The 26,946-nt window shown below is 31.2% G+C and carries 22 protein-coding genes and 10 tRNA genes; all 32 read left to right on the top strand.

What is annotated here, in order from left to right; translation table 11 throughout:
• Positions 1-77 precede the first annotated feature (77 nt).
• The 32 genes from spoVG to ftsH all read left to right on the top strand — a co-directional run bounded on the left by spoVG (position 78) and on the right by ftsH (position 26,626).
• A complete protein-coding gene (gene spoVG, locus LL038_RS20155) occupies positions 78-398 on the top strand; it encodes a septation regulator SpoVG (protein ID WP_152753662.1) in 321 nt (106 codons plus the stop codon).
• A gap of 184 nt (positions 399-582) precedes the next feature.
• On the top strand, positions 583-1,953 hold the full coding sequence (glmU, locus tag LL038_RS20160; protein ID WP_216124311.1) for a bifunctional UDP-N-acetylglucosamine diphosphorylase/glucosamine-1-phosphate N-acetyltransferase GlmU: 1,371 nt from the start codon (positions 583-585) through the stop codon (positions 1,951-1,953).
• Between the two features lie 203 nt (positions 1,954-2,156).
• Positions 2,157-3,128, top strand: coding sequence for a ribose-phosphate diphosphokinase (locus LL038_RS20165; RefSeq protein WP_216124310.1), 972 nt, complete (start codon positions 2,157-2,159; stop codon positions 3,126-3,128).
• A gap of 292 nt (positions 3,129-3,420) precedes the next feature.
• Positions 3,421-4,107: a response regulator transcription factor gene (locus LL038_RS20170; RefSeq protein WP_171298563.1), complete on the top strand. Its 687-nt coding sequence runs from the start codon at positions 3,421-3,423 to the stop codon at positions 4,105-4,107.
• 1 nt (position 4,108) lies between these two features.
• The gene (locus LL038_RS20175; protein ID WP_216124309.1) at positions 4,109-5,530 is read left to right on the top strand and encodes a sensor histidine kinase; all 1,422 of its coding nucleotides are present in this window, start codon (positions 4,109-4,111) and stop codon (positions 5,528-5,530) included.
• A 49-nt stretch (positions 5,531-5,579) separates the two neighbouring features.
• Positions 5,580-6,782, top strand: coding sequence for a S1C family serine protease (locus LL038_RS20180; protein ID WP_216124308.1), 1,203 nt, complete (start codon positions 5,580-5,582; stop codon positions 6,780-6,782).
• A gap of 132 nt (positions 6,783-6,914) precedes the next feature.
• The gene (gene pth / locus LL038_RS20185) at positions 6,915-7,478 is read left to right on the top strand and encodes an aminoacyl-tRNA hydrolase (RefSeq protein WP_216124490.1); all 564 of its coding nucleotides are present in this window, start codon (positions 6,915-6,917) and stop codon (positions 7,476-7,478) included.
• Positions 7,479-7,537: 59 nt separating this feature from the next.
• Positions 7,538-11,059 (top strand): transcription-repair coupling factor, encoded by a 3,522-nt coding sequence (gene mfd, locus LL038_RS20190; protein ID WP_216124306.1) that lies wholly within the window; start codon positions 7,538-7,540, stop codon positions 11,057-11,059.
• A gap of 71 nt (positions 11,060-11,130) precedes the next feature.
• Positions 11,131-12,126, top strand: a complete 996-nt coding sequence (locus LL038_RS20195; protein WP_216124304.1) for a peptidylprolyl isomerase — start codon at positions 11,131-11,133, stop codon at positions 12,124-12,126.
• Positions 12,127-12,353: 227 nt separating this feature from the next.
• Positions 12,354-12,905, top strand: coding sequence for a stage V sporulation protein T (gene spoVT, locus LL038_RS20200; RefSeq protein ID WP_216124302.1), 552 nt, complete (start codon positions 12,354-12,356; stop codon positions 12,903-12,905).
• A gap of 164 nt (positions 12,906-13,069) precedes the next feature.
• A complete protein-coding gene (locus LL038_RS20205; protein WP_216124300.1) occupies positions 13,070-14,608 on the top strand; it encodes a putative polysaccharide biosynthesis protein in 1,539 nt (512 codons plus the stop codon).
• An 18-nt stretch (positions 14,609-14,626) separates the two neighbouring features.
• The gene (gene mazG, locus LL038_RS20210) at positions 14,627-16,072 is read left to right on the top strand and encodes a nucleoside triphosphate pyrophosphohydrolase (RefSeq protein ID WP_216124298.1); all 1,446 of its coding nucleotides are present in this window, start codon (positions 14,627-14,629) and stop codon (positions 16,070-16,072) included.
• Positions 16,073-16,170: 98 nt separating this feature from the next.
• On the top strand, positions 16,171-16,446 hold the full coding sequence (locus LL038_RS20215; RefSeq protein WP_216124296.1) for an HU family DNA-binding protein: 276 nt from the start codon (positions 16,171-16,173) through the stop codon (positions 16,444-16,446).
• Positions 16,447-16,554: 108 nt separating this feature from the next.
• Positions 16,555-16,815, top strand: coding sequence for an RNA-binding S4 domain-containing protein (locus tag LL038_RS20220; RefSeq protein ID WP_216124294.1), 261 nt, complete (start codon positions 16,555-16,557; stop codon positions 16,813-16,815).
• A 139-nt stretch (positions 16,816-16,954) separates the two neighbouring features.
• Positions 16,955-17,248 (top strand): sporulation protein YabP, encoded by a 294-nt coding sequence (gene yabP, locus LL038_RS20225; RefSeq protein WP_216103111.1) that lies wholly within the window; start codon positions 16,955-16,957, stop codon positions 17,246-17,248.
• A gap of 7 nt (positions 17,249-17,255) precedes the next feature.
• Complete coding sequence (yabQ, locus tag LL038_RS20230) at positions 17,256-17,660, top strand: spore cortex biosynthesis protein YabQ (RefSeq protein ID WP_216124292.1); 405 nt, start codon at positions 17,256-17,258, stop codon at positions 17,658-17,660.
• Between the two features lie 93 nt (positions 17,661-17,753).
• Positions 17,754-18,026 carry an FtsB family cell division protein gene (locus tag LL038_RS20235; protein WP_216124290.1) on the top strand — a complete coding sequence of 91 codons (273 nt, stop codon included), beginning with the start codon at positions 17,754-17,756 and terminating at the stop codon, positions 18,024-18,026.
• A gap of 81 nt (positions 18,027-18,107) precedes the next feature.
• A complete protein-coding gene (locus LL038_RS20240) occupies positions 18,108-18,521 on the top strand; it encodes a S1 domain-containing RNA-binding protein (protein WP_171298551.1) in 414 nt (137 codons plus the stop codon).
• A gap of 152 nt (positions 18,522-18,673) precedes the next feature.
• A tRNA-Leu gene (locus LL038_RS20245) sits at positions 18,674-18,762 on the top strand.
• A gap of 5 nt (positions 18,763-18,767) precedes the next feature.
• Positions 18,768-18,843, top strand: a tRNA-Met gene (locus LL038_RS20250).
• Positions 18,844-18,848: 5 nt separating this feature from the next.
• Positions 18,849-18,925, top strand: a tRNA-Met gene (locus LL038_RS20255).
• A gap of 154 nt (positions 18,926-19,079) precedes the next feature.
• Positions 19,080-19,155: transfer RNA gene (locus LL038_RS20260), tRNA-Met, on the top strand.
• 55 nt (positions 19,156-19,210) lie between these two features.
• Positions 19,211-19,286 (top strand) — tRNA-Met (locus LL038_RS20265).
• Between the two features lie 70 nt (positions 19,287-19,356).
• A tRNA-Leu gene (locus LL038_RS20270) sits at positions 19,357-19,445 on the top strand.
• A 4-nt stretch (positions 19,446-19,449) separates the two neighbouring features.
• Positions 19,450-19,525: transfer RNA gene (locus LL038_RS20275), tRNA-Met, on the top strand.
• Positions 19,526-19,593: 68 nt separating this feature from the next.
• Positions 19,594-19,679: transfer RNA gene (locus LL038_RS20280), tRNA-Leu, on the top strand.
• Between the two features lie 8 nt (positions 19,680-19,687).
• Positions 19,688-19,763, top strand: a tRNA-Met gene (locus LL038_RS20285).
• Between the two features lie 5 nt (positions 19,764-19,768).
• A tRNA-Met gene (locus LL038_RS20290) sits at positions 19,769-19,845 on the top strand.
• Positions 19,846-20,163: 318 nt separating this feature from the next.
• Positions 20,164-22,554 (top strand): stage II sporulation protein E, encoded by a 2,391-nt coding sequence (spoIIE, locus tag LL038_RS20295; RefSeq protein WP_216124288.1) that lies wholly within the window; start codon positions 20,164-20,166, stop codon positions 22,552-22,554.
• Positions 22,555-22,762: 208 nt separating this feature from the next.
• A complete protein-coding gene (gene tilS / locus LL038_RS20300) occupies positions 22,763-24,157 on the top strand; it encodes a tRNA lysidine(34) synthetase TilS (protein ID WP_309245079.1) in 1,395 nt (464 codons plus the stop codon).
• A gap of 2 nt (positions 24,158-24,159) precedes the next feature.
• Positions 24,160-24,696, top strand: a complete 537-nt coding sequence (gene hpt, locus LL038_RS20305; protein WP_216124284.1) for a hypoxanthine phosphoribosyltransferase — start codon at positions 24,160-24,162, stop codon at positions 24,694-24,696.
• Between the two features lie 100 nt (positions 24,697-24,796).
• Complete coding sequence (gene ftsH, locus LL038_RS20310) at positions 24,797-26,626, top strand: ATP-dependent zinc metalloprotease FtsH (protein ID WP_216124282.1); 1,830 nt, start codon at positions 24,797-24,799, stop codon at positions 26,624-26,626.
• The last annotated feature ends 320 nt before the right edge of the window (positions 26,627-26,946 follow it).

The raw sequence follows: 26,946 nt of genomic DNA on the forward strand, positions 1-26,946 counted from the left end.
TAATTTTAGAAGGAAAAATACAATTTATAGAGAAATAGTATAAATATAACGTATAATGCAACTTGGAGGTGGAGTGTATGGAAATCACAGATGTTAGAATTAGAAAAATAGCTACAGAAGGTAAAATGAAAGCGATTGTATCAATAACTTTTGACAATGAATTCGTTGTTCATGATATTAAAGTTATAGAGGGTCAAAGTGGTCTTTTTATTGCTATGCCAAGTAGAAAAACACCAGATGGAGAATTTAAGGACATAGCTCATCCAATAAATACTCAAACAAGAGAGAAAATTCAAACAGCTATTTTAGATGAATATGAAAAAGTTAGAAATGAAGAACCAGTAGCAAGAGTAGTAGAAAAAGTAGTAGAAAAAACAGAAGAAGTTTTAGAAGTATAAAAAAGAGGGGGAAACCCCTTTTATTTTTTCGAAGAAAATAATGAAAAATAGTTAAGGCTAGTTGCAATTAAATGTTTTATAAAATATAATATATAATATAATATAATATAATGTATTTTAATTAAAGTTAATGTAATTTTTAATCTGTAAATATGTCGAATTATTGTATAAAGAGGTGTTTTATTTGTATAAATGCGCTATAATATTAGCTGCAGGTGAAGGAAAAAGAATGAACTCAAATACTCCTAAGGTTATGCATAAAGTTTGTGGTAAAGAAATGATAAATCATGTTATTGATACCATGAGAAGTGCAGATATTGATAGGGTAGATGTGGTAATTGGAAGAGGAGCCGCAGAGGTTAAAAAAGGAACAGAAGATAGAAAAATCAATTATTCTGTTCAAGAAGATCAGTTAGGAACAGGTCATGCAGTTATGTGTGCCAAAGAATTTCTAAGTGGTAATGATGGTATCGTCGCAATATTTGTTGGAGATGGGCCATTAATTAGTGAGCATACTGTTAGAGAGCTCTTAGATTATCATGAAAAAGGTAATTATAAAGCTACTATATTAACTTCAAGAATGAATGACCCTGCAAAATATGGTAGGATTATTCGCGATGAAAATGGAGAGGTTAAGAAAATAGTTGAGTTTAAGGATGCTACCACCGAAGAAAAATTAGTTGAAGAAATAAATTCGGGAATGTATTGCTTTAACATAAAAGAACTACTTATTAGTTTAGATAAATTAGATAATAATAATGCTCAAAAGGAATACTATTTAACGGATGTTATTGGTATATTAAAGGATCAAGGGCTTAAAGTTGGAGCATTTGATGTTTTAGCTGACGAAATTACTGCTGTTAATTCTAAGGTAGAGCTTGCAAATGCTGAAGCGATTATGAGAAAAAGAATAAATGAAAAGCATATGGAAAATGGAGTAACAATAATGGATCCAAGCAATACATATATAGACTGCGATGTTATGATAGGGAAAGATACTATTATATATCCAGGTAATGTACTACAAGGCACAACTATCATTAAAGAAGAATGTGTTCTTTATCCTAATAATAGAATTACTGATAGCATTTTAGGAAATGGAATTGTAATTCAAAGCTCTGTAGTAATTGAAAGCCAAATAGGGGAGAAAACTACCGTAGGACCTTTCGCATATATAAGGCCAGAAAGCAATATAGGTAAACATGCTAGAATAGGAGATTTTGTTGAAATAAAAAAATCAACTATTGGGGATAATACAAAAGTATCTCATCTTACATATATTGGTGATGCCGAAGTTGGAAGTGGATGTAATTTTGGTTGCGGAACTGTGGTTGTAAATTATGACGGTAAAGCAAAATATAAAACTACCATAGGAAATAATGTTTTTATAGGCTGTAATACTAATCTAGTAGCACCTGTAACAGTTAATGATAATGCATATACTGCTGCCGGGTCTACAATTACAAGTGGGGTGCCTAAAAATACTTTGGCAATAGCTAGAGCAAGGCAAAAGAATATTGAAAATTGGGTAGTAAAAAAAGGACTTAATAAATAAGTTAGCAAAGTATTCAGTAAGTAAATTACAAAGGGAGGTGGAAAACTGATTTTCGCAGTAGAATGGGTATATGAAAAATTACGTGATATAGTATGTGAGATTTTAATACTCTAGACTGCCATTCTATTTAGTAAATAGAATGAAAATATATATAAATTATACTAAAATATGATTTATGAAAATTTTGAGAATCAGGACTGCAGATGATAAGCCATGGCAAAAATATTAAGATTTTCACAGGTAACTCAAATCCTAAATTAGCGTCAGATATAGCAGATATACTCGGATTACCACTCGGAGATTCGAATGTAGGAACTTTTAGTGACGGAGAAATATCTGTTAATATTCATGAAACAGTTAGAGGAGCGGATGTATTTGTTGTTCAATCAACTAATGCACCAGTAAATGATAATTTAATGGAATTACTTATTATGATTGATGCATTTAAGAGAGCTTCGGCAGGAAGAATAACAGCTGTTATTCCATATTATGGATATGCAAGACAGGATAGGAAAGCAAAAGCTAGAGATCCAATTACAGCAAAACTTGTGGCAGATATTATAACAACTGCAGGAGCGGATAGAGTGCTTACCATGGATTTACATGCAGCTCAAATACAAGGATATTTCAATATCCCTGTTGATAATATGACAGGAACACCAATACTTGCAAAATACTATATCGAAAATGGTTTTAAGGATAGGGATGATGTAGTTGTAGTTGCACCAGATCTTGGAAGCGTTGCTAGATCAAGAAAATTTGCAGATAAATTGCATGCACCAATAGCAATAATTGATAAGAGAAGACCAAAAGCTAATGTTGCAGAGATTATGAATGTTATAGGCGATATTAAAAATAAGACGGTTATCATGATGGATGATATGATAGACACTGCAGGTACGATAACTAATGGAGCTAATGCTTTAGTTAAACTAGGAGCAAAAGAGGTTTATGCTTGTTGTAGTCATGGAGTGTTATCAGGTCCTGCTATTCAAAGAATAAACGATTCTGTAATAAAAGAATTAATAATATTAAATACAATTGAGATACCAGAAGATAAGCAGTGCTCAAAATTCACTACATTATCAGTGGCACCAATTTTGGCTGAAGCTATAAAGAGAATATATGAAGATGTTTCTGTAAGCAAGCTATTTGAAGATACTAATAACTTATAATTACATAGTTTAAAATAGTGATGCTTTATTATCTTTATAATAAAGCATCGCTATTTTTTATTACAATAATATTTACAAAATATTCAAAAAATGATTACAATATACATAAATTAAATTTAAAAAAACAAGGAAATTACTCCATTGTAACGGTGAATAATTTGTAACATTTTCAAAAAACTAATAAGATAACATTAAAGTATGATAAATTAGTAATAAGGTAAATTATTTATAAGAAAATTTATTCGAATTTAATTAATAAAAATAATAGATAAAATAATTTGGAGGTACTGATATGGAAGGAACTATAGGTAAAATACTAATAGTTGATGATGATAAAAATATTGCCGAGGTAATTAAAATGTATCTTGAAAGCTCTGGGTATGCTACAAAAGTAGCACATGATGGTAGGGCTGCGCAGGAAGCCTTTTTAAGTTATAAACCAGATTTAGTGCTTTTAGATATAATGTTACCTTATATTGATGGGATTGATGTTTTGAAGTGGATAAGAAAAGAACATGAAACTCCTGTTATTATGCTTACAGCTAAAGGAGAAACTTTTGATAAGGTATTAGCACTAGAACTTGGAGCAGATGATTATGTAGTAAAACCGTTTGAGCCAAAAGAAATAATTGCGAGAGTAAAGGCTGTACTTAGGCGTTATAACTTAGATAATGGTGGTAAAGAAGTTTTGAATTTTGAAGACCTAGAAATAGACATTAATTCGTACAATGTTACATATAAAGGCGCGGAGGTTAAAATGCCGCCTAAAGAATTTGAATTAGTACATTATTTAGCTCTTAATAAGAATAGGGTGTTTACTAGGCAACAGCTTTTATGTGAAGTTTGGGGATACGATTATCCAGGAGACTCTAGAACCGTGGATGTTCATGTAAAAAGAGTAAGGGAAAAACTTCAAGGTGGACCTAATTGGCAGATCGAGACTGTTTGGGGAGTAGGATATAAATTTGAGGTGAAGTAAAATGGTCAAAAAAGGGCTGTTTTTTAAGATGTTAGCAACCTACACTATCATAATATCTATGAGCCTAATAATTATTGCGTCATTTTTGTCTTATTGGTTTCAAAGTTATTTTTTTGATCAAAAAAAAGAACAATTTCTGGATAAGTCATATATGATACAAGGAATTGCTATGAAATACATGGAGAGGGATGGTGACGCTACGTCTCAACAAGTAAACGACATAATAACCATAATTTCCAAGTATATAAAGTCGGATATATGGCTTACAGACAGTATGGGTTATGTTTATGCTGTATCTAATAAAGATCATAAGGAGTTTATAGGAAAACAAGTTTTTGGTGAAGAATTAGATCAACTTAGACAGGGGCATACATTCGAGATTACGGGACCTTATGCTGGGGTATTTGATAAAACTGCAAGAGTTTATGGTACCCCAATAATTAATGAGGCAGGTAGTTTTAAGGGATCAATAATATTATACAATTCCATTGATGAAATAGGTTCCCCTTTAAAACGTGTTTATGAAATAATTTGGATATCTGCAATTTTCGCAATAATATTTTCTTGTATAGTTATATACTACTTTTCTCAAAAAATAATTATAAAGCCTTTGGCAGAGATTAATTCTGTAGCTAGGAAGATATCTAATGGGGATGTTAATAAAAGGGTTTATTTAAAATCTAATGATGAAATCGGAGAACTAGCTCAAACATTTAATTTTATGGCGGATTCTGTTGAAAAAAATGAAAAAAACAGACGTGAATTTATATCAAATGTATCACATGAAATTAGGTCGCCTATAACATCAATTAAGGGTTTTATTGGAGGAATACTAGATGGAGTAATTCCAGAGGAAAAGGAAAAATACTATTTATCCATTGCATATGAAGAAATTCAAAGATTAACAAGACTCGTAAACGACTTACTAGATATGTCTGCAATTGAAGCTGGAGAGTTTAGTTTAAAGATTATTAAAGTGGATATTAACGAAATAATTAGACTTACAGTTATAAAAAATGAAACGAAGATTAAAGAGAAACGTGCCTGTGTGGACGTGTGTTTTGAAGAGGATAATTTATTCGTAGCAGGAGATCAAGATAGGCTCGTGCAAGTAATTACAAATTTATTAGATAATTCAATAAAATATGTTAATGAGGGTGGAAAAATAAAAATTAGTTCAAAAACTAAAGGTAGAAAAGCTTTTATATCTGTGTTTAATGATGGTCCACAAATAGCAGAAGAAGATTTATTGCATATTTGGGATAGGTTTTACAAAGCAGATAAAGCAAGAACAGCAAAAGACAGTACTGGGCTTGGTCTAGCTATAGTTAGAAATATAATAACTCAATTACAGGAAGATATATGGGTGGAAAACAAAGATAAAGGTGTTTATTTTACTTTTACGTTAATGAAAGTAGAATAATTTTAAAAACTTCCATAATGTAATTATAACAAGAAGGGCGGGTGAGACTATGGATAACAAGGATAACTATAAATTTAATGAAGAAATAAGAGATGCTTTATGGAAGAATGCAGAGCGAGGTCAGGATATCTTTGGAGAAATTAAATTTAGAAAAAATAATAAAAGAAATTATTTTAAAATGTTCTTAAAAGTGATACTTTTTATGTTAATAGCTGCCCTTTCTGGAGGAATTACAGCAAATTATGTTATTAGTAAAGATAAATTACAAGAAAATATTAGCGGTGATTTAACCCAGAGTAAATTAGAAGAAAATAATAAGGATATATATTCAAATTCTATCTCAGAGGTTACAAGGAAGGTATCACCAACAGTAGTTGGTATAATTGTTAATGTGAAAGGTGTAGAGGAAACACCTGAGGTTAGTGGGTCTGGAATTATATTTAAAAGTGAAGGGTTTATTATTACAAATTATCATGTGATTGAAAACGCGACAGAAATAAAGGTAAAACTTAGTAATTATAAGGTTTTGAAAGCGAAGGTAATAGGGACTGATGCTATATCAGATTTGGCAGTTATAAAAGTTGAAGCTAGCAATTTGCCTGTGGCAAAACTTGGTGATTCATCAAAGGTTAATGTTGGTGATTTAGCTATTGCTATTGGTAATCCACTAGGAGAGCAGTTTTCAGGAGTGGTTACCGCAGGGATTATAAGTGCATTAGACAGAAAAATTAATATAGTTGATAAAAAGACTGGTGAGCAAACCATATATAAAGTAATACAAACTGATGCAACTATAAATGAAGGAAATAGTGGGGGAGCATTATGCAATATTAACGGAGAAGTAATTGGTATAAATAGTTTAAAAATCGGTTCAGCTAGTGAAACTTCTGGGATGGGATTTGCTATTAATACAAATGTAGCTAAAGAAATTATAAGTGATTTGATGACCTATGGTAAAGTTATAAGGCCTGCTATAGGTATTTATGGAGTAGCTGCAATCTCAGTTGGTAATAATGGTATAGAGGGAGTGTATGTGCAAGAAGTTGTAAGTGGTAGTGGGGCATACAAAGCTGGAATTATGCCTACTGATATTATAACTCAAATAGGCGGAGTAGGCGTTAAAAATATGGAAGAGTTAAGTAATATCTTAGATAAATATAAAGTTGCAAAAAGTGTGCGTTGCAAGGTTCAAAGAAATGGTAAATATAAGGATATTAGCATAACTTTATCTGAATTAAAAGCTACAAATTAAAATTAAGTGGAGCGTTTTTATGTATAGTTGTAGATTATAACACTTATTGGTATAATATTATAAAAAAGGTAAATGAAAAAATAATTATGTAACAGATATATAGTCTAATCATAATAATATTTGGAGGTAATGATGTATTTAGTAGTTGGACTGGGAAATCCAGGAGATGAATATAGACATACAAGACATAATGTAGGATTCGATGTAATTGATTTGATGGCAGATAAGTATAATGTATCAATTAATAGGATAAAATTTAAAGGTGTATGCGCGGAAATTAATATAGGTTCTAATAAAGTTATTTTATTAAAACCCAGTACATATATGAATTTGAGTGGGGAAAGTGTACGAGAAGCGTCCTCATTTTATAAGATTCCTAATGAAAATATCATCATACTACATGATGATATTAGTTTGGATGTAGGTAAATTAAGAATACGAAGTAAAGGGAGTGCTGGCGGACATAATGGTTTAAAAAGCATTATTGAGAATTTGTCATCTGACATGTTTGTTAGAATAAAAATAGGCGTAGGGAAACCAGAGAGGGCACTAATACCTCATGTTTTAGGGAGATTTTCTAAAGATCAGCGAATACTTGTCGAAAAGACTTTTGAGGCGACTATACAAGCAACCCAAACTATAATCGAAAAGGGATGCAGTGAGGCTATGAACCAGTTTAATGGGTTTAATGCTTAAAAAAGTAATTCTATTAAAATACTATTTATACATTTATGTAATGAGTGAGAGGTGTTAACATGAGACTAAGTGGGCTTATGAAGCCTTTAAAGGAAAGTAATCAATTTAAAGATATCCTAAGTAATATAGAAAAAAAGGTATACCCAATTGGAGTATATGGACTTTCAGAATCAGCAAAGGGTTATTTAGTGAATGGTGTATATGAAGAACTAGATAAATCAATACTTATTTTAACACACAGTGATGTAGAGGCTAAAAATATTTATGAGGACTTATCCTTTTATGTAAACGACGTGTATTATTATCCAACTAGAGAAATGGGATTTTATAACGCAGATGCTGTATCAGGGGATTTAAGATGGGAAAGACTTAAGGTAATGAAAAAAATTACTGAAGGTGGTAAGAAAATAATAGTTACATGTATAGAAGCGATAGCGGCTACTTATATACCGGTGAATTTGCTTCAAAAATATGTTTTTAAATTATCGGTAGGAGGCACACTAAATTTTAATGCCTTTTCAGAAAAATTAATTCAATGTGGGTACGAGAGGGTAGATAGAGTAGAAACTAAAGGTCAATTTTGTATAAGGGGAGGGATAATGGATTTATATCCTCCTATATCTGCGTTACCATTTAGGATAGAACTCTATGACGATGAAATAGATTCTATAAGGACATTTAATAGTGAAACCCAGAGGAGTATAGATAAGGTAAAAAAAATAGAAATATTCCCAGCAAAAGAAATTATACTAACTGAGGATAGTAGAAAAAAAGGTTATGACAAGATAAAGGAAAATTTAGAGAATATGATCGGAAGTTTACATAAGAAAAAGGATAAAGAAGCTATAGAAAGAATAACGTCTCTTGTTAATATTAATTTAGAAGCACTTAAAGAAACCGGAAGTTTTAAAGACGTTGATAGTTATATGCCTTATTTTTATGATACTACATCTACTTTTTTGGATTATATGCCAGGAGCATTTATAGTAGTTGATGATGCACAAAGATGCCAAGGTAAATTAGATAGTGTATATCTTGAGTTTGAAGAAAATTATGAAACTTCTTTAAGGCGAGGAAGTATACTTCCTAAACAAGCAGAAGTTTTAATTGAGAAGCAGCGTATATATGAAGAGTTAGAAAGTCTTGAAGTTTTGACAATAAACGCTATTGCTAAAACTACAAAAATGCTTAAGCCAAGAGCTATAATATCTTTTTCTCAAATTACCATTTATGATTATCATGGTCAATTGGATATGCTTATCGAAGATATAAAGGATAAAAAAAGCAAGGGCTACAAAACTGTAATTTTATCTGGCACAAGAACTAGGGGCGAAAGGCTTATAGATACGCTTCGTGATAAAGGAATTGAAAGTGTCTATAAGGACAGTATTTCTAAAATTGAGTTTGGAGAAGTGGTTGTAACCTTTGGGAATCAATTAAAGGGGTTTGAATATCCGCAGCTAAAATTATGCATTATATCTGACAAAGAGGTTTTTGGTGGATCAAAAAGAAAAGCTGTTAGTCGTGCTAATAAAAAGGGAGCAAGTAAACTTAAAAGTTTTACAGAACTTAAATTGGGGGACTATGTTGTTCATGTAAATCATGGAATAGGGGTATACAAAGGAATTAAGCAATTGGAGGTTCATGGTCACAAAAGAGATTATTTAGATCTTAGCTATAATTCTGGAGACACACTTTATGTTCCGGTGGAACAATTAGATTTGGTACAAAAATATATTGGTAGTGAAGGCAAGGCTCCAAAAATCAGTAAATTAGGTGGAGCAGAATGGGTTAAGGCTAAAAATAAAGTTAAAAATTCAATTGCGGATATTGCAGAGGACTTGGTAAAGCTTTATGCTACTAGGGCTACACTTAAGGGACATAAATACAGCAAGGATACTATATGGCAAAAACAATTTGAAGATGAATTTCCATTTGATGAAACACCAGATCAATTAATAGCAATTGAGGAAATAAAAAAAGATATGGAATCGGATAAGCCGATGGATAGGTTAATATGCGGAGATGTTGGATATGGAAAAACAGAAGTTGCCGTTAGAGCGGCTTTTAAAGCAGTTATGGATGGCAAACAAGTAGCATTTTTAGTGCCAACTACAATACTCGCAGAGCAACATTATAAAAATCTTACCAAGAGATTTTCAGATTTTCCTGTAAAAGTTGAGATGGTAAGTAGATTTAGAACACCGGCTCAGCAAAAGGTTGTTATTAAAGCTACGAAAGAGGGAAATGTAGATATATTAATAGGGACGCACAGGATTATTCAGAGCGATGTAAAATTTAAAGATCTAGGGGTATTAATTATAGATGAGGAGCAACGTTTTGGGGTGACTCATAAGGAGAAAATAAAAAGCCTTCGAAAAAACATAGACGTAATTACGCTAACAGCTACGCCAATTCCAAGGACTCTTCATATGTCACTTACTGGTGTTCGCGACATAAGTGTAATAGAAACACCACCAGAGGAGAGGTATCCGATACAAACCTATGTGGTGGAGTTTAATGATCAATTAATAAGGGATGCTATACTAAGAGAGATGAATAGAAAAGGTCAAGTTTTCTTTGTTTATAACAGGGTAGAAACAATAAAAGATATGGCGGCATACATTGGAAATTTACTTCCTGAAGCAAGAGTGTGCATTGCACATGGGCAGATGACAGAGAGAGAACTCGAGGCTGTAATGATAGAGTTTATGGAGAATAAGTATGATATATTGATGTGTACCACAATCATTGAGACCGGAATAGACATCCAAAACACCAATACAATAATAATATATGAGGCAGACAAGATGGGGCTTTCTCAGCTATACCAATTAAGAGGTAGAGTTGGTAGGTCAAATAGAATAGCTTATGCGTATTTAACATATAAAAAAGATAAGGTATTAACAGAAGTTGCTGAGAAAAGACTTAAAGCGATTAAGGACTTTACGGAGCTTGGGTCTGGTTTTAAGATAGCAATGAGGGATCTTGAAATTAGGGGAGCTGGAAATATGATGGGCGGTGCGCAACATGGTCATATGGCAGCTGTAGGTTATGATTTATATTGTAGAATGCTTGAAGAAACAGTTAAGAATATAAGGGGCGATGTTGAAAAGGAACCTATTGAAACATCAGTTGAAATTAAGATAGATGCATATATTCCTGGAACTTATATAGAAGATGAGTCTCAGAAAATTGAAATTTATAAAAAAATTGCAGCTATTGATTGCCTGGAAGATATGCAAGAAATACAAGAAGAGATAGAAGATAGATTCTCAGATATACCATCTTGTGTTGAAAACCTTATGAATATTGCATACCTTAGATGTATAGCTGCTAAAGTAGGAATAATAGAAATTAAAGAGGTCAAGGATGAGATAATATTAGAATTCGATAGGGCTGAAAGAATAAATAAAGAAGTAGTTAAAGTTTTGGTTAGTAAATATAATAGAAGTATTGTATTCAAATTAGGAAATAAGCCAGCGTTTTCATATAAATTTAAAAATTCAATTAAAGAGGAAGTACTTACAAGTTTGATAGAAATTGTTAATCGTATAAAAAGTATAGTTGAAATAAAGTAAATTAGTGTTAAAATTAATGGTATCGTATCAAAATCTATAATTACGATATACATAAGAATGGGGGAAGTAAAATGAAAAACGTAAAAAAAATAATTAGTGCGGCTTTAATAACGTTGTTTGCTACATCGTTAATTGGCTGTAATATGATTGAAAAAACACCAGAAGGTATTGCAAAAACTGAAGTAGCAAAGGTTTTTGGTACTAAGATAACAAAAGGACAAATAAACGATCAATTAGCAGGTGTTATTAAACAATTGCAAACACAATATGGAACAAATTATACAACTAATACCGAGGCTATGACACAATTAACAACTCAAAAACAACAGGTATTAGCAGGTTTAATTAATGAGGAGATTGTAACTTATAAAGCAAAAGAACTCAAATTAGTGCCTACAGATGCTAAATTAAATGCAGAAATTAATAAGCAATTATTAGAGATTAAGAAAAGCTTAGGAACGGATGCAAAGTATAAAGCAGCGCTAACACAAGCTGGTATAACAGAAGAGGCATTAAAGGCAAGAATTAAGCCAAGCGTTATTCAAGATGCATTAAAGACTGAAACTACAAAAAATGTTAAAGTTACAGATGCAGAGGCACAAACATACTATAATGCTAATTTAGCGTTATATTCAACAAAGCCAAATACAATTCATTTAGCTCATATTTTAGTTAAAACAGAAGCTGAGGCAGTAGCTATTAAGAAGCGTTTAGATGCCGGTGAAGATTTTGCTAAACTTGCTAAAGAAAAAGGAACAGATGGAACTAAAGACACTGGTGGAGAGTTAGGAACTTTAAAATTCGATGATACTTCAATGGATGCAACGTTTATGGCAGCTGCTATTAAGGTGCCAGCAGGTAAAGTTTCAGAACCAGTTAAAACTCAATTTGGATACCATTTAATAAAGGATATTGCAAGAACAAATTATCCTGCAAAGAAGTTTGCAGTTGTTAAAGCAGAAATAGAAAAAACTCTTTTAACAAAAAATAAAGAAACTGCATGGACAGCAGCAATGAAAAAATGGACAACGGAAGCTAATGTAACAAAAATTGATAAAAACTTATAAATTTTAAATTTTAAAAAACAAAGAATACCGATATAAAGAGGTATTCTTTGTTTTTTCATTTTGTTAATATAGAATTTTTTAAAAAAAAGCAGTAAATTGAGTGGGAATCCTCCTTATTTTCCTTTTTAAAATTAAACATATACAAATGTGCATAAAATTTCAAGTTTTGAAAGATAATAATAGAGCTAGTATATTATATAAGGGTTTATATAAGGAGGAGTATTTAAATGAAAGCAACTGGTATAGTAAGACGTATAGATGATTTAGGAAGAGTTGTTATTCCTAAGGAAATAAGGAGAACTCTTAGAATAAGAGAGGGAGATCCACTAGAAATATTTACTGATAGAGAAGGTGGAGTTATTTTAAAAAAATATTCACCTATAGGTGAATTAAGTGAATTTTCTAGGGAATATGCTGAATCATTACAACAAACTATTGGAAATGCGATAATTATATGCGATAAGGATAATATAATATCCGTAAGTGGGTGCCCTAAGAAAGAGTATGTTGATAAAAAGGTTAGTATTGAATTAGAAAAAGCAATGGAAAATAGAAAACCAATTGTCTTGGGTGAAGGCTTTGAAAAAGTCATATCATTGTACGATGATGATATGGAGAATAAATACAGTGCTCAAGTAATCGCGCCTATAATAACAGAAGGCGATGCAATTGGTGCAGTACTAATAATGTCGACAGAGCCGGGAATAAAGTTTGGGAATTTAGAATTAAAATTAGCTGAAACTGCAGCATCTTTCTTAGGAAAACAAATGGAACAATAGTTGTATTAGGTTATAAAGTATATATTACTAAGCGATTGAAATATATTTGCAGTAATATATACTTTTATTTTTTGAAGTATTAGTAATAATAATCTCTTAAATTAAATAATTATAATCATAGGATGTATATATTTACAGCAATATAGGATTATAAGGAGGTTATTATGAAGAAACATTCATTGATAAAAGGAACTATTATACTTGGAATGGCAGGTATATTTGCAAGATTTTTAGGATTATTTTTTAGAATCCCAATACAAGCACTTATAAAAGATGAGGGGATGGGATATTATCAAATGTCTTATCCGCTCTACATGTTCTTTGTGGCGGTAGCTTCAGGAGTACCAATAGCTATGTCTAAACTTATTGCCGAGATGAACGCTAAAAATGACAGGGAGGGAGCTGGGCAAGTCTTAAGACAAACGCTTATTCTTATGATTATATTAGGCTCAGTATTTACTACATTTATGATAATGTTTGCAAGGCCTATTATATCATTGCTTAAATGGGATAGTAAATCATATTACGCTTTTTTGGCAATAGCTGCAGCACCAATTTTTGTATCTATTATGTGCACGTTTAGGGGTTTTTTTCAAGGACTTCAAAATGTAAGGCCTACTGCGATTTCACAAATAATAGAGCAAGTTGGAAGAGTTGTGGCTGGAGTTTTGTTTGCATATTTATTATTTCCAAAGGGGATTGAATATGCAGCTGGAGGCGCAGCACTTGGAACATTGGTTGGTGCAATTATGGGAAGTATATATTTAGTTTCAACATATTTTAAGGTGGTACGTGAAATACCAGTAAGAAAAAAAATAAAACATAAGCATATTTTGGGTGATTTAGGTAAGGCTGCAATTCCAATATCACTTGGTGCGGCAGTAGGGACTATTATGTCATTAATAGATTCTGTTTTAGTACCACAACAATTGCTAAAAGCAGGATTTTCACATTTACAATCAGCTGTTATGTATGGCCAATTGACTGGGAAAGCATTTACCTTGATGAATGTACCTTTAGCTCTTTCGGTGGCGCTGTGTGCATCTCTAGTGCCTATAATTGCAGAGGCATTCTATCTGGGTCGGCGCAGAGAGTTGATTAAAAGGGTAGATATGGCTGTAAAATTGTCTAATGTTATATCATTGCCGTCTTCTTTAGGAATGTTTTTTATGGCCTATCCTATAATGCATTTAGTTTTTATGAGAGATGCGGCAGGATATGAAATACTTAAATATATTTCAATATGTATACCTTTTGTAATCTTAACACAAACGAGTACAGCAATACTACAAAGTATAGGTAATTACATGAAACCTGTATATAATTTGGCTTTAGGATGCATCGTAAAGGTTATTGTGACATACATATTGGTTTCGTTTTCATTCGTAAATATTTATGGGGCAGTTATAGGAACGATTTTAGGATATATAACAAGTTGCTTGTTAAATATGCATGATTTAAAGAAAAGTTTAAATATAAAATTCAACAAGGTAGATGCTTTTGTTAAACCAGCTATTGCTGCTATTATAATGATAGTTGCAGTTGTATTTAGTGATGCTATTGTCTATAATTATACAATGAGTGGAGGGTTATCTTGTATAATATCCATATTAATAGGCGTTATTGTTTATTTAATATTTATATTTTTGCTTAGAGTATTTGAGTATCAAGAAATTAAGAATAAATTTTTGAGTAAAAAATAAAAAAAGGAGTGGAAGTTAATGATTAAAGTTGTGGGACTTGGTCCAGGGGCGATAGATTCACTAACTATAGGGACGCTTGAAATTCTTAAAAACAGTAAAAATATTTATTTAAGAACAGAAAAACATCCTACTGTAGACTACCTAAAAACATTGTGTATTGAATTTGAGACTTATGATAATAGATATGAAGAAAATAATAATTTCGATGACGTATATAGGTCTATTGCAGAAGATCTTGTTGACAAGCAGAAGCTGTATGGAGACATTATTTACGGAGTTCCGGGTCATCCCCTTGTTGCAGAAACTTCTGTTAAACTTTTAATAGAGTTATGTGCAAAGAATAAAATTGATATAGAAATTTTCCCAGCGGTTAGTTTTATAGATGCAGTAATTCAAAGTTTGAAATTAGATCCTATTGAAGGATTAAAAATTATAGATGCCTTTGATATAGAAAACCAAGTTCTAGATAAAAGAGTGGGATTATTAATAACTCAAGTATATAGTCTTTCTATAGCATCTGATGTAAAACTTGCCTTACTTGAGTATTATGAAGCAGATATGGAAATTTATTTTGTTCGCGCAGCGGGTATAAAAGATCTTGAAAGTACTAGGAAAATCTATTTATATGAATTAGATAGGCAAAAGGATATTGATTATTTAACCTCGATATATATACCAAAAAAAATAGATGCCACAAAAGATTTTTACGATTTAATTAAAGTTGTGGATACGCTTCGAGATGAAAATGGATGTGCGTGGGATAGAGAGCAGACCCACGAATCTTTGAAAAAATGCCTTATCGAAGAATGTTATGAAGTTTTAGAAGCTATTGATGAAAAAGATGAGGATAATCTTATAGAGGAATTGGGGGATGTGTTATTACAGGTAATATTCCATGCCAAAATAGGAAAAGAAGAAGGATATTTTAATATAAATGATGTTATTCGCGGTATCACAAATAAGATGGTAAATAGACATCCTCATATATTTAAAAGTTTAGAAAGTAAGAATACGAAGCAGGTTTTGGAAAGTTGGGAAATTATTAAGAGTAAGGAAAAACAGTTTAATAGTTATACAGAGGCTTTAAAGCATGTTCCAAAAAATCTTCCAGGTTTAATGAAGGCGGTCAAAGTTCAACAAAAAGCATCAAAAGTGGGCTTTGATTTTGAATGTCTTGAAGATGCTATGGAAAAGGTGCTCGAGGAATTGGGAGAAGTAAGGGATGTATATAAAGGTGAAAACAGGGCAAAAATACTAGAAGAAGTGGGAGATTTGGTGTTTTCTACAGTAAATATCGCTAGACTACTTGACATAGACCCTGAATTTGCAGTAAATTATACTATAGATAAGTTTATTAATCGCTTTGGGTACATAGAAGAAAATGCAAGGAATAAAGGTTTGGATTTAAATCAGATGTCACTTGCAGATATGGACAAATTATGGAACAAATCTAAAAGCTTGTAAATTTATTTGTAAAATAAAAACTGGTCAAAAAGAAGGAATTTCAAAATTAGTGAAGAATATGCTTTAATAGTGTATTTTATAACAAGGAGGTAACAAAAGTGAATAAGTCAGAATTAATAACAAGCATTGCAGAAAAATCTAATCTAACAAAAAAAGATGCGGAAGCAGCTCTAAAAGGAATTATAGAAAGCATTGAGGAAACATTAGAAAAAGGTGAAAAAGTTCAATTGGTTGGATTCGGAACTTTTGAAACAAGAGCTAGAGCAGCTAGAATGGGCAGAAACCCAAGAACAAAAGAAGAAATTCAAATTGCAGCTTCAACAGTTCCAGTATTTAAAGCTGGTAAAGAATTTAAAGATATAGTAAATAAATAATTTTGCTATTATGTAAAAAACCTGGATGTATATCTAGGTTTTTTATTTTAGAAACTTTGATTTATAAATTCTTATAATGCTAAAAAACATTAAAAAGGGGAAGTATAAATGAGATTAGATAAATATTTGAAAGTTTCAAGAATTATAAAGAGAAGAACCATTGCAAAAGAAGCTTGCGAGAGCGGTAGAGTATCTATAAATGATAAAGTTGCTAAAGCGGGTACAGTTGTATCTGAAGGTGACACTATAGAAATAAAATTTGCAAATCAAACTTTAAGAGCTAAAATTATAAATATTTCAGAACATGTTACAAAAGAAAGTGCAAAAGAAATGTATGAAATGATTTCAGGTAAAGAAGACAAAGAATAAATGTTATTAAATATAATTCTTAATTAAGATTAATGAGCATATATATTTTATAAGAATATAATAATATGTCATTAATTAAGAATTGAGAATAGCTTCTTAGTTCCCGATTTTTAATGGTAAAATTAATAAGGAGGATATTATGGAAGCAAAAAAAGAAACAAAAATAGAAGATAAGAAAAGTAATCTAACGCTTGAAAATAGAAGAAAGTTAACTATTAATGGTGTTATAGAGGTTATAAACTTTAATGAAAATCAGATATTATTAAACACAGACGTTGGAATAATGATGGTAAAAGGACAAGAATTAAAGATGAATAAGTTAGACGTGCAAAATGGAGACGTTATAATAACTGGAAAAGTGGATTCTTTTGTATACACGAGCGATAAAGGCAAAGTTAAAAAAGATAGCATAATAGCAAGATTGTTTAGGTAGACGCGTTATGATAATTTCAATTATAGACCAAGTTAGACTTATAATCTTTAGTTTGCTATCAGGAATAATAACAGGAGTATCTTTTGATATATATAGATTGATAAGAGGATTTGAAAATCCTAATAAAATATTAACGATAATACAGGATTTACTATTTTGGACATTAACTTCTATAGTTGTTTTTGTATTTTTGATGTATACTAATGAGGGGTACATAAACTTTTATGTGTATTTATGTTTAATAATAGGGGTATACTTATATTTAAAACTTATAAGTAGAATTTTTATTAAATTGCAATATAGATCACTAAAATTTAATGGAAAATTATTTAGAGTTGCAATGAATGTAGTATTATACCCTATTAATTTATTGTTTTATAAGCTTAAAATAAAAAAAAAAGATAAATTATAAAGAAATAGCTTGAAGTAATGTGAAATACAAATTAGAATAGGTTTAGGAAACTTAAAGAATACTCATTCCATGGAAAGGAAAAGGGTATATGATATGAAAAAAAAGTTTAATATTAGAGGCCTTGTATTAATTTTTGTGTTTGTGTATGTAAGTTATCTTTTTATTCAGCAACAAGCAACCATGGGCAGACAAAAAAAAGAATTACAAAAGTACAATGTGGAATTACAAAAGAAAAAAGAAGAAAAGAAAACATTGCAGGATGAAGTAGAGTTATCTAAAACTGACAAATATATAGAAAAATTGGCAAGAGAAATTTTAGGTCTTGTTAAAGAAGGTGAAACTCCTGTAATGGACAATAAAAACTAAACGATATAATTAATGTTATACTTATTATTAAATTAATATATAAAATAAAAAACATAATTTTTAAGGAGGAGTCTTTTTAATATGACCTTAATGGCTGGAAGTATTGTAGAAGGTAAAGTAGTAAATATCACTAATTTTGGTGCGTTCGTAGAAGTGGAGGGTAAGACAGGACTAGTGCATATATCTGAGGTCTCAGATACATTTGTTAAAAATGTTAATGATCATCTTAAAGAAAATGATATAGTAAAAGTTAAAGTAATTTCTGTTGATGATAATGGTAAAATAAGTTTATCAATAAAACAGGCGGGAGTTCCTAAAAAGTCTATTAAACCAATGGAGATAGATTGGGATAAAGAAAAAAACAAATCGAATGTAAGTGGGTTTGAAGATATAATGACTAAATTTTTAAAAGATAGTGAAGAAAGATTTCAAGATGTTAAAAAACATCAAGAAGGAAAAGGCAGAGGATATAGTAAAAAAACTTCAAGTTATTAGTGAACAGTGAATAGAATCATTTTTAGGAACTAAGTATTTAGTTCCTATTTTAAAAAAATAAAAAGTTATTGACAACAGTTTATACATCATATATAATAAAACATGTTGCCAAGAGGTATCGTTTTATATGGAATTAGTAAGCTAGCAAGTAGGCTGGAGTGGCGGAACTGGCAGACGCACAGGACTTAAAATCCTGCGGTGGTTAAACACCGTACCGGTTCGATTCCGGTCTTCAGCACCAAATATCGCGGGATGGAGCAGTTGGTAGCTCGTCGGGCTCATAACCCGAAGGTCGTAGGTTCAAGTCCTACTCCCGCAACCAAACATGGCGGAATAGCTCAGCTGGCTAGAGCATTCGGTTCATACCCGAAGGGTCGTAGGTTCAAGTCCTATTTCCGCTACCATATATATTTAAAAACTAATATGTTTTTTCTGTGAAAGTTATTGACAAATAGATATATATTAGTATATAATTGAAAATGATTTTAAAAACTTATTTAATAGCAAATTAAGATTATATAGTTAATAATACTTTAACCTTAAAATTAACATTAATGTCGCGGGGTGGAGCAGTTGGTAGCTCGTCGGGCTCATAACCCGAAGGTCACAGGTTCAAGTCCTGTCCCCGCAACCAATGAGTTTCAGATAACTCATTACATAGGGTAGTTAACAGTTTTAAGTATTAATATCGCGGGGTGGAGCAGTTGGTAGCTCGTCGGGCTCATAACCCGAAGGTCACAGGTTCAAGTCCTGTCCCCGCAACCATTAAGTTATAAATAACTTAAAATGTAAACTGAGTAAAAGTTGCTAGTAAGTTTTACTTACAATTAAGAAAGCTGGAGTGGCGGAACTGGCAGACGCACAGGACTTAAAATCCTGCGGTGGTTAAACACCGTACCGGTTCGATTCCGGTCTTCAGCACCAATATCGCGGGATGGAGCAGTTGGTAGCTCGTCGGGCTCATAACCCGAAGGTCGTAGGTTCAAGTCCTACTCCCGCAACCATTAAACTTAAATTATTAGACCTGGTAATTAAATAAAGTATTTTAATGAAAGTAGCTAAAAGTAAATGAGCTGGAGTGGCGGAACTGGCAGACGCACAGGACTTAAAATCCTGCGGTGGTTAAACACCGTACCGGTTCGATTCCGGTCTTCAGCATTAAATATCGCGGGATGGAGCAGTTGGTAGCTCGTCGGGCTCATAACCCGAAGGTCGTAGGTTCAAGTCCTACTCCCGCAACCAAATATGGCGGAATAGCTCAGCTGGCTAGAGCATTCGGTTCATACCCGAAGGGTCGTAGGTTCAAGTCCTATTTCCGCTACCATAACTCATAAGGAAACTTATGAGTTATTTTTTCGCCTGTTTTAAAATGATGTCTAGAACATATTGATAAAAAAACATATAAGTATAAATTTCTTGAATATATAATTGCAAGAAATGACAAGCTTCATTTAATAATCTAAAACCTCTATATTAATATAGTAGGTTTTTTTATATTATAGGGAAATGTATAATTATGATATAAAAAATATAAATTTTATTGTCTCATAAAAAATATACAATCATCTCACTTTATGACAATTATTTCCATATGGATTTGTTATAATGAAGACCTAAATATTAAAGGTGGGTGATTTGTAATATGCAATACGGAATTGATATATTTCCATATGAAAGAGTTAGAAAGGTAAAGGAAGAAATACAAAAGAAAAATGCATTGAATATTAATTTGATCTTAAGAGGAATTATTTATTTTACGATTGGCTTATTAATAAGCAGAGTTATTCTTATTAATAATACAGCGCCATTTGGAATAGCTTTCTTAATAGCTGTAGTATTTGTTAATGATGACAAAATTTCAATAATTACGGCAAGCGGTATATTTTTAGGCTATATTACTTTATATCAAAATATAAACAATTTACCATCATATCTAGTAATAACAGTTACTATGGCTATTTTAAGCCATGCATTCAACAAAATGGAAGTTAAAACCAAAGCTTTAGCTAGCATGTTTGTTATTATTATGTTCGAATTGTTTATCTATAATTTTTTTATAGTTAGGATAAGTCCTTTAATGGCGTTTTTAAATTCGTTTTTTCTAGTTTTATGTATCTTTCCTTTATATTTTATTCTTGATTATAGTCTTTTATGCTTTAAGGAGATTAAAACAAAACATATATTTTCAAATGAAGAAATAATAAGTATGTCAATTATAAGTTCATTAATTATAGCAGGTACTTGGGGGCTCAGTGTTTTCAATATATCAATAACAAATATTTTAGGTCTGACATTTGTTATAATGATAGCATACATTAATGGAAGTGGAGCGGGTGCTGCATCGGGAGTTGCTATGGGTATCATTGTAGGAATGTCATCGCCAAATATGATTGTGTTTATAGGAATGTATGGCATATGTGGTTTAATAACAGGAATTTTTAAAGAGACTGGAAAAATTTTAAGTGTTATATCTTATTTAGTAGCTTTCTCAATAATAAAGATATATTGTAATACTGGATCAACATTTATACTATTTGAAGCGTTTGTTGCAGGTGCAATATTTTTATTAATACCACAAAACACTTACGATAAATTATCCATAGAGTTTAATTCGGATAAAAAAAAGCAAAGTATAGAGCAGGGTTATATAAATAAAATCAAAGATACATTTGTAGGGCGGCTAAATAAATTTTCAGATGTACTTTCTAATATGTCCGATATAGTAAATAATTTAGTAGATAATGATAAGTTAGCTATGAAAGGTAAAAGTAGCGCGCTCGTTGAAAATCTTGCAGATAGGGTGTGTAGTAATTGCAATATGAAATCGATGTGCTGGAAAAGAGAATTACATTATACATATGCAGCATTCGAAGAACTAATTCAGAATTTCGAGAAAAAAAGTAATATTGTACCTAATGAAATTGAAAGAAAATGTATAAAGAGAACTGCTATACTTAAAAATGCAGAGGATATTGTTAATAAACACATTATAAATGAAATGTGGAGAACAAGACTTAGTGAGGGTAGGGAGCTTTTAGCAAATCAGATTGGCAATATGGCAGATTCTGTAGGAGAAATTGTTGAAGATTTTAATTCTGAAATTCAAATAGATTCTGCTATGGAGAAACTTCTATGCAGAGCTTTAGATAAAAATAGAATTAAGCACAATGATCTTATGTGTTTGAATGATAAGCTAGGAAGACTTAGTATTAAATTATCACTTGATGCTTGTAGTGGAAGGCAAATGTGTGTTAAGGATTTATTACCTATTATAAATGGAGTTACAGGAAAATCTATGTGCATTAGTGATGAGGGGTGCTGCATAGATTCAAAGACAAACATGTGTAAGGTAAATATTGAAGAAACACCTAAGTTTCACGTAGTATCAAGTGTGGCTAGACAGTGTAAAGAAGGTGAAAGACAAAACGGAGATAGTTATAGCTTTGGTAAGCTTTCCGATGGAAGCTATATGTCAGTTATTAGTGATGGCATGGGATCGGGTCCCCAAGCAGGTAGAGAGAGCGAGGCTGCTGTTGAATTAATAGAAAAATTTACATCGGCAGGATTTAGTAAAATTACGGCTATTAATACTGTAAATTCGATAATGACATTGAGATTTTCTGAGGAAGAAAAATTTTCAACAATTGATTTAAGTAGTATAGATTTATATACTGGCAAAATTGATTTCTTAAAAGTAGGAGCAGTTGCAACATTTTTAAAATCTGGTGATAGTTTAGAAATCATAAAATCTAAATCGCTTCCTATTGGTGTTTTAGATAAGGCAGATATAGACATTCAACAAATGAAGCTAAAAAATGGCGATGTTATAGTTATGATCAGCGATGGAGTACTAGATTATAATGATGAAAATGTAGGTAGAGTAGATTGGGTAGTTGATTATTTGGGTAAAAACAACTGTAATAATCCCAAGGATTTAGCTGAAGGTCTGCTCGCTGAGGCAAAAAAATTAAGCGGAAATAAGGTAAAGGATGATATGACTGTTTTAGTTTCAAAAATATATAGTTTATATTAGTATAAATTTAAAATGGAGAAAATAATTAAAGAAGGCAATAGCCTTCTTTAGATTCTCCATTTTTATCTTTTTAGAAAGATATTTAAAAAATGTTTAAAAGAATGGAGGATATATGTTACTATATTATATTGTAGTATGATATAGTAATATGGGATTAATATCTACAATATAGATATATCGTAGAACATTTCAAAAATAAATTTGGGAAGTGAAAGTTTTGTCAGAAAAGGTAATGAGTTTTATAAAAGAAAATTCAATGTTTGATGAAGGCGATAAAGTTATAGTTGCGGTTTCTGGTGGACCTGACTCCACATGTTTGCTTTATATTTTAAATGAACTTAAAGATAAACTTGGAATTACACTTATAGGTGCACATTTGAATCATTGTCTTCGCGGAGAAGAATCAGATAAAGATGAAGAATATGCAAAGAAAACTTGTGAGAGTTTGAATATAGCTTTTTATAGCAATAAAGTGGATATAAATAAAGTATCTAGGGAAAGAAACTTATCTTGTGAAATGGCAGGAAGAGAAGTTAGATATAATTTTTTTGAGGAACTTATAATTAAATTAAATGCTAATAAGGTTGCACTAGCCCATAATGCAAATGATCAAGCTGAGACTATTTTAATGAGGATAATGAGAGGAACAGGCATTGAGGGAATGGTTGGTATTAAACCAGTTCGCGACAAAATATATGTAAGACCAATACTTAAACTAAGTAGAAAAGAAATTGAAAAATACAATTCTATTAATAATATTAATCCTAGGATAGATAAATCAAATTTAGAAAATATTTATGCAAGAAACAAAGTTAGACTTGAGCTTATTCCATACATGGAAGAAAATTTTAATAAAGATATAATAAAAACATTAAATCGATTATCAAACATTGTGAAAAAAGACAATGATTTTTTGAAAATTGTTTCTGAGAAAGAATATGAAAAACATTGTGAGATAAGTCAGCAAAGGGTTATAATAAATAAGAGTGCATTTAGTCTGCATGAAGCAATTCTAAGTAGAATAATTAGAAGTGCTTTACTTGCTGTGAATCATAATTTATACAATTTTGAAGAAATTCATGTATTAAGTATTATAGAACTTCAAAAACATGATACAGGCAAAAATATAATGTTACCGAAAAACATAATAGTTGAAAATTGTTATGGAGATATACATATATACATATATGTAAAAGAGAGTGAAGCTAATGATAATCAATATTACTTAAACATTAATGAGGAAAATATTATTCATTCGTTAAACAAGGTAGTAAAAATTGATGTTATACCCAAACTAAAATCTACTGAATTTACAGGAACTGATTATATTAAATATTTTGATTATGATCAAATAAATGAGCCGATAATACTAAGGCATAGAAAAGATGGAGATAAATTCATGCCACTTGGTATGAATGGTAATAAAAAAATAAAGGATTTATTTATTGATTTAAAAATACCTAAATCTCAAAGAAATGAAATACCTTTAATATGTTTTGGGGATGATATAAGTTGGGTAGTTGGGTATAGGGTTAGTGAAAAATTCAAAGTGTCAAAGGATACTAAAAATATATTGCAGATTAGAATTGGAAGAGAGGAATAAAAATGAATAACGATATTAAAGAGGTACTTTACAATGAAGACCAATTAAGAGACAAAATCAGGCAAATGGGTGAAAAGGTAAGTAAAGATTATTATGGTAAGGATCTTATACTTATTGGTATTTTAAAGGGTTCAGTTATATTTATGTCAGATTTGTTAAAAGAAATTACAATTCCATGTAAAATGGATTTTATGGCAGTATCGAGTTACGGAAATTCAACTAAAACTTCAGGAGTTGTAAGAATACTTAAGGATTTAGACTTTGAAATTCAAGGAAAAGACGTGCTGATAGTAGAAGATATTATAGATTCAGGTGTTACACTCAAATATCTAATGAAGTGTCTATCTGCAAGAAAACCAAATAGTTTAGAAATTATATGTTTACTTAATAAACCAGAAAGAAGAAAGGTAGATATAGATGTTAAATATGTAGGGTTTGATGTACCGGACTTTTTCATTGTAGGGTTTGGCATGGACTATGCAGAAAGATATAGAAATTTACCGTATATAGGAATATTAAAAGATGAAATTTATAAATAAGTGTGTATTATAATAATTACTTATTAATATATATATTATTGTCAAGTGCTTTTTAATGTGATAAAATTTCATAATAAATGAAAAGAGAGGGGGGGTTCTAATGAAAAAGATTTCTAGTGCATCAGTTTGGCTCGTAGTATTTGTGCTTGTGATTTTTGCAGCGGTGACCTTTAAAGATGCTGATAAAAAGGATACCACACTCAGTGTTGATAAATTCCAAGAACAGTGGATTAAGAAAGATATTAAAAGTGTTCAAGTAAGAGAAGATAAAACAATAACGGGAGAATTAACTGACGGGACACAATATGAAACGATAGTTCCACTATCGAGATTAATGCAAGTTATGGATGAACATCCAAATGACAAAGTTACAGAAACATATATAAAACCAGCAAGCATGCCGATGTGGTTGCAAATAGTACCAACACTTCTTATTGTTTTAATGCTAGTAGCATTTTGGTTTATGTATATGCAACAATCGCAAGGCGGCGGCGGTGGCGGTAATAGAGGGGTAATGAATTTTGGCAAAAGTAGAGCCAAGATTGCCACGCCAGATAAGAAGAAAGTTACATTTGATGATGTGGCGGGTGAAGATGAAGAAAAGGACGAGCTTGCAGAAGTTGTAGATTTCTTAAAACAACCTAAAAGATACTTAGATGCAGGTGCAAGAATTCCTAAAGGAATATTACTTGTTGGTCCACCAGGTACAGGTAAGACTTTACTTGCAAGAGCTGTCTCAGGAGAAGCAGGAGTCCCATTTTATAGTATATCGGGATCTGATTTTGTAGAAATGTTTGTCGGGGTTGGAGCCTCAAGAGTAAGAGATTTATTTGAGCAAGCCAAAAAAAGTGCTCCTTGTATAATATTTATTGATGAGATTGATGCAGTAGGTAGACAAAGAGGTGCTGGTGTTGGTGGTGGTCATGATGAACGAGAACAAACTCTAAATCAGTTATTAGTTGAAATGGATGGATTTGGTGTTAATGAAGGTATAATCATGATAGCTGCGACCAATAGACCAGATATACTAGATCCAGCTCTTTTAAGACCGGGCAGATTTGATAGACATATATTAGTAGGTGCACCTGATGTTAAGGGAAGAGAAGAGATTCTTAAAGTACATTCTAAGAATAAGCAATTAGCAGATGAGGTAAAGCTTGATGTATTAGCTAAGAGAACACCAGGATTTACTGGTGCAGATCTAGAAAATCTAATGAATGAAGCTGCATTACTTACTGTAAGAAAAAATAAACAGATTATAGAAATGGTAGAACTTGATGAAGCGGTAACTAGAGTTATTGCAGGACCTGAGAAAAAGAGCAGGGTCATTAGTGAAAAAGATAGAAAATTAACTGCATATCATGAAGCAGGGCATGCGGTGGTAATGAAGTATTCTCCATTATCAGATCCTATTCATCAAATAAGCATTATACCAAGAGGGATGGCAGGTGGATATACAATGCATTTGCCTGAAGAAGATACATCTTATACTTCAAAGTTAAAGCTTAAAGATGAGATGGTTGGACTGCTTGGCGGTAGAGTTGCAGAAAAACTAATAATGAAAGATATTAGCACTGGTGCTAAAAATGATATTGATAGAGCATCGGCTATAGCGAGAAAAATGGTCATGGAGTATGGTATGAGCGATGTTCTTGGACCAATATCTTTTGGTAATGACCATAATGAAGTATTCCTTGGAAGAGATTTAGGTAAAAGTAGAAACTTTAGTGAACAAGTGGCTTTCCAAATAGATTCAGAAGTTAAAGATCTTATTGATGAAGCATATGCAAAAGCAGAAAAGATTCTTGATGAAAATATAGGTAAACTTCATGCAGTAGCTCAAGAATTACTTTTAAAAGAAAAACTAGAGGGTGCTGAATTTGAGGCTATAATTGCTAGAACAGAATCAGCTGAAATAGAATTATCATAGATTATTTAAGTTAAAAGGCATACATAAATTACTGTATGCCTTTTTTTTAGCCTAAAAATAAACTGAATAATATTTTATCATAAGAATTTTCTGAAGATTTACTTAACTTCTATTTAAACATTTGATATAAATTGTGATATAATATAAAAGATTGATTCTATAAGGGAATAAACAGAAATGAATTTTAGCAATTAATCCAATTAAGTAAATTTAAAAGTATATATATGTACCACAAGAGATGATTTAACGAGATAATAATAAAATTATATTTAGAACTATAACAAGAATAATTTCTATAAAGGAATGCTTTCTGTTTAATT

This window comes from Clostridium estertheticum (genome assembly GCF_026650985.1).
In the GTDB taxonomy this organism is placed as follows: domain Bacteria; phylum Bacillota; class Clostridia; order Clostridiales; family Clostridiaceae; genus Clostridium_AD; species Clostridium_AD estertheticum_C.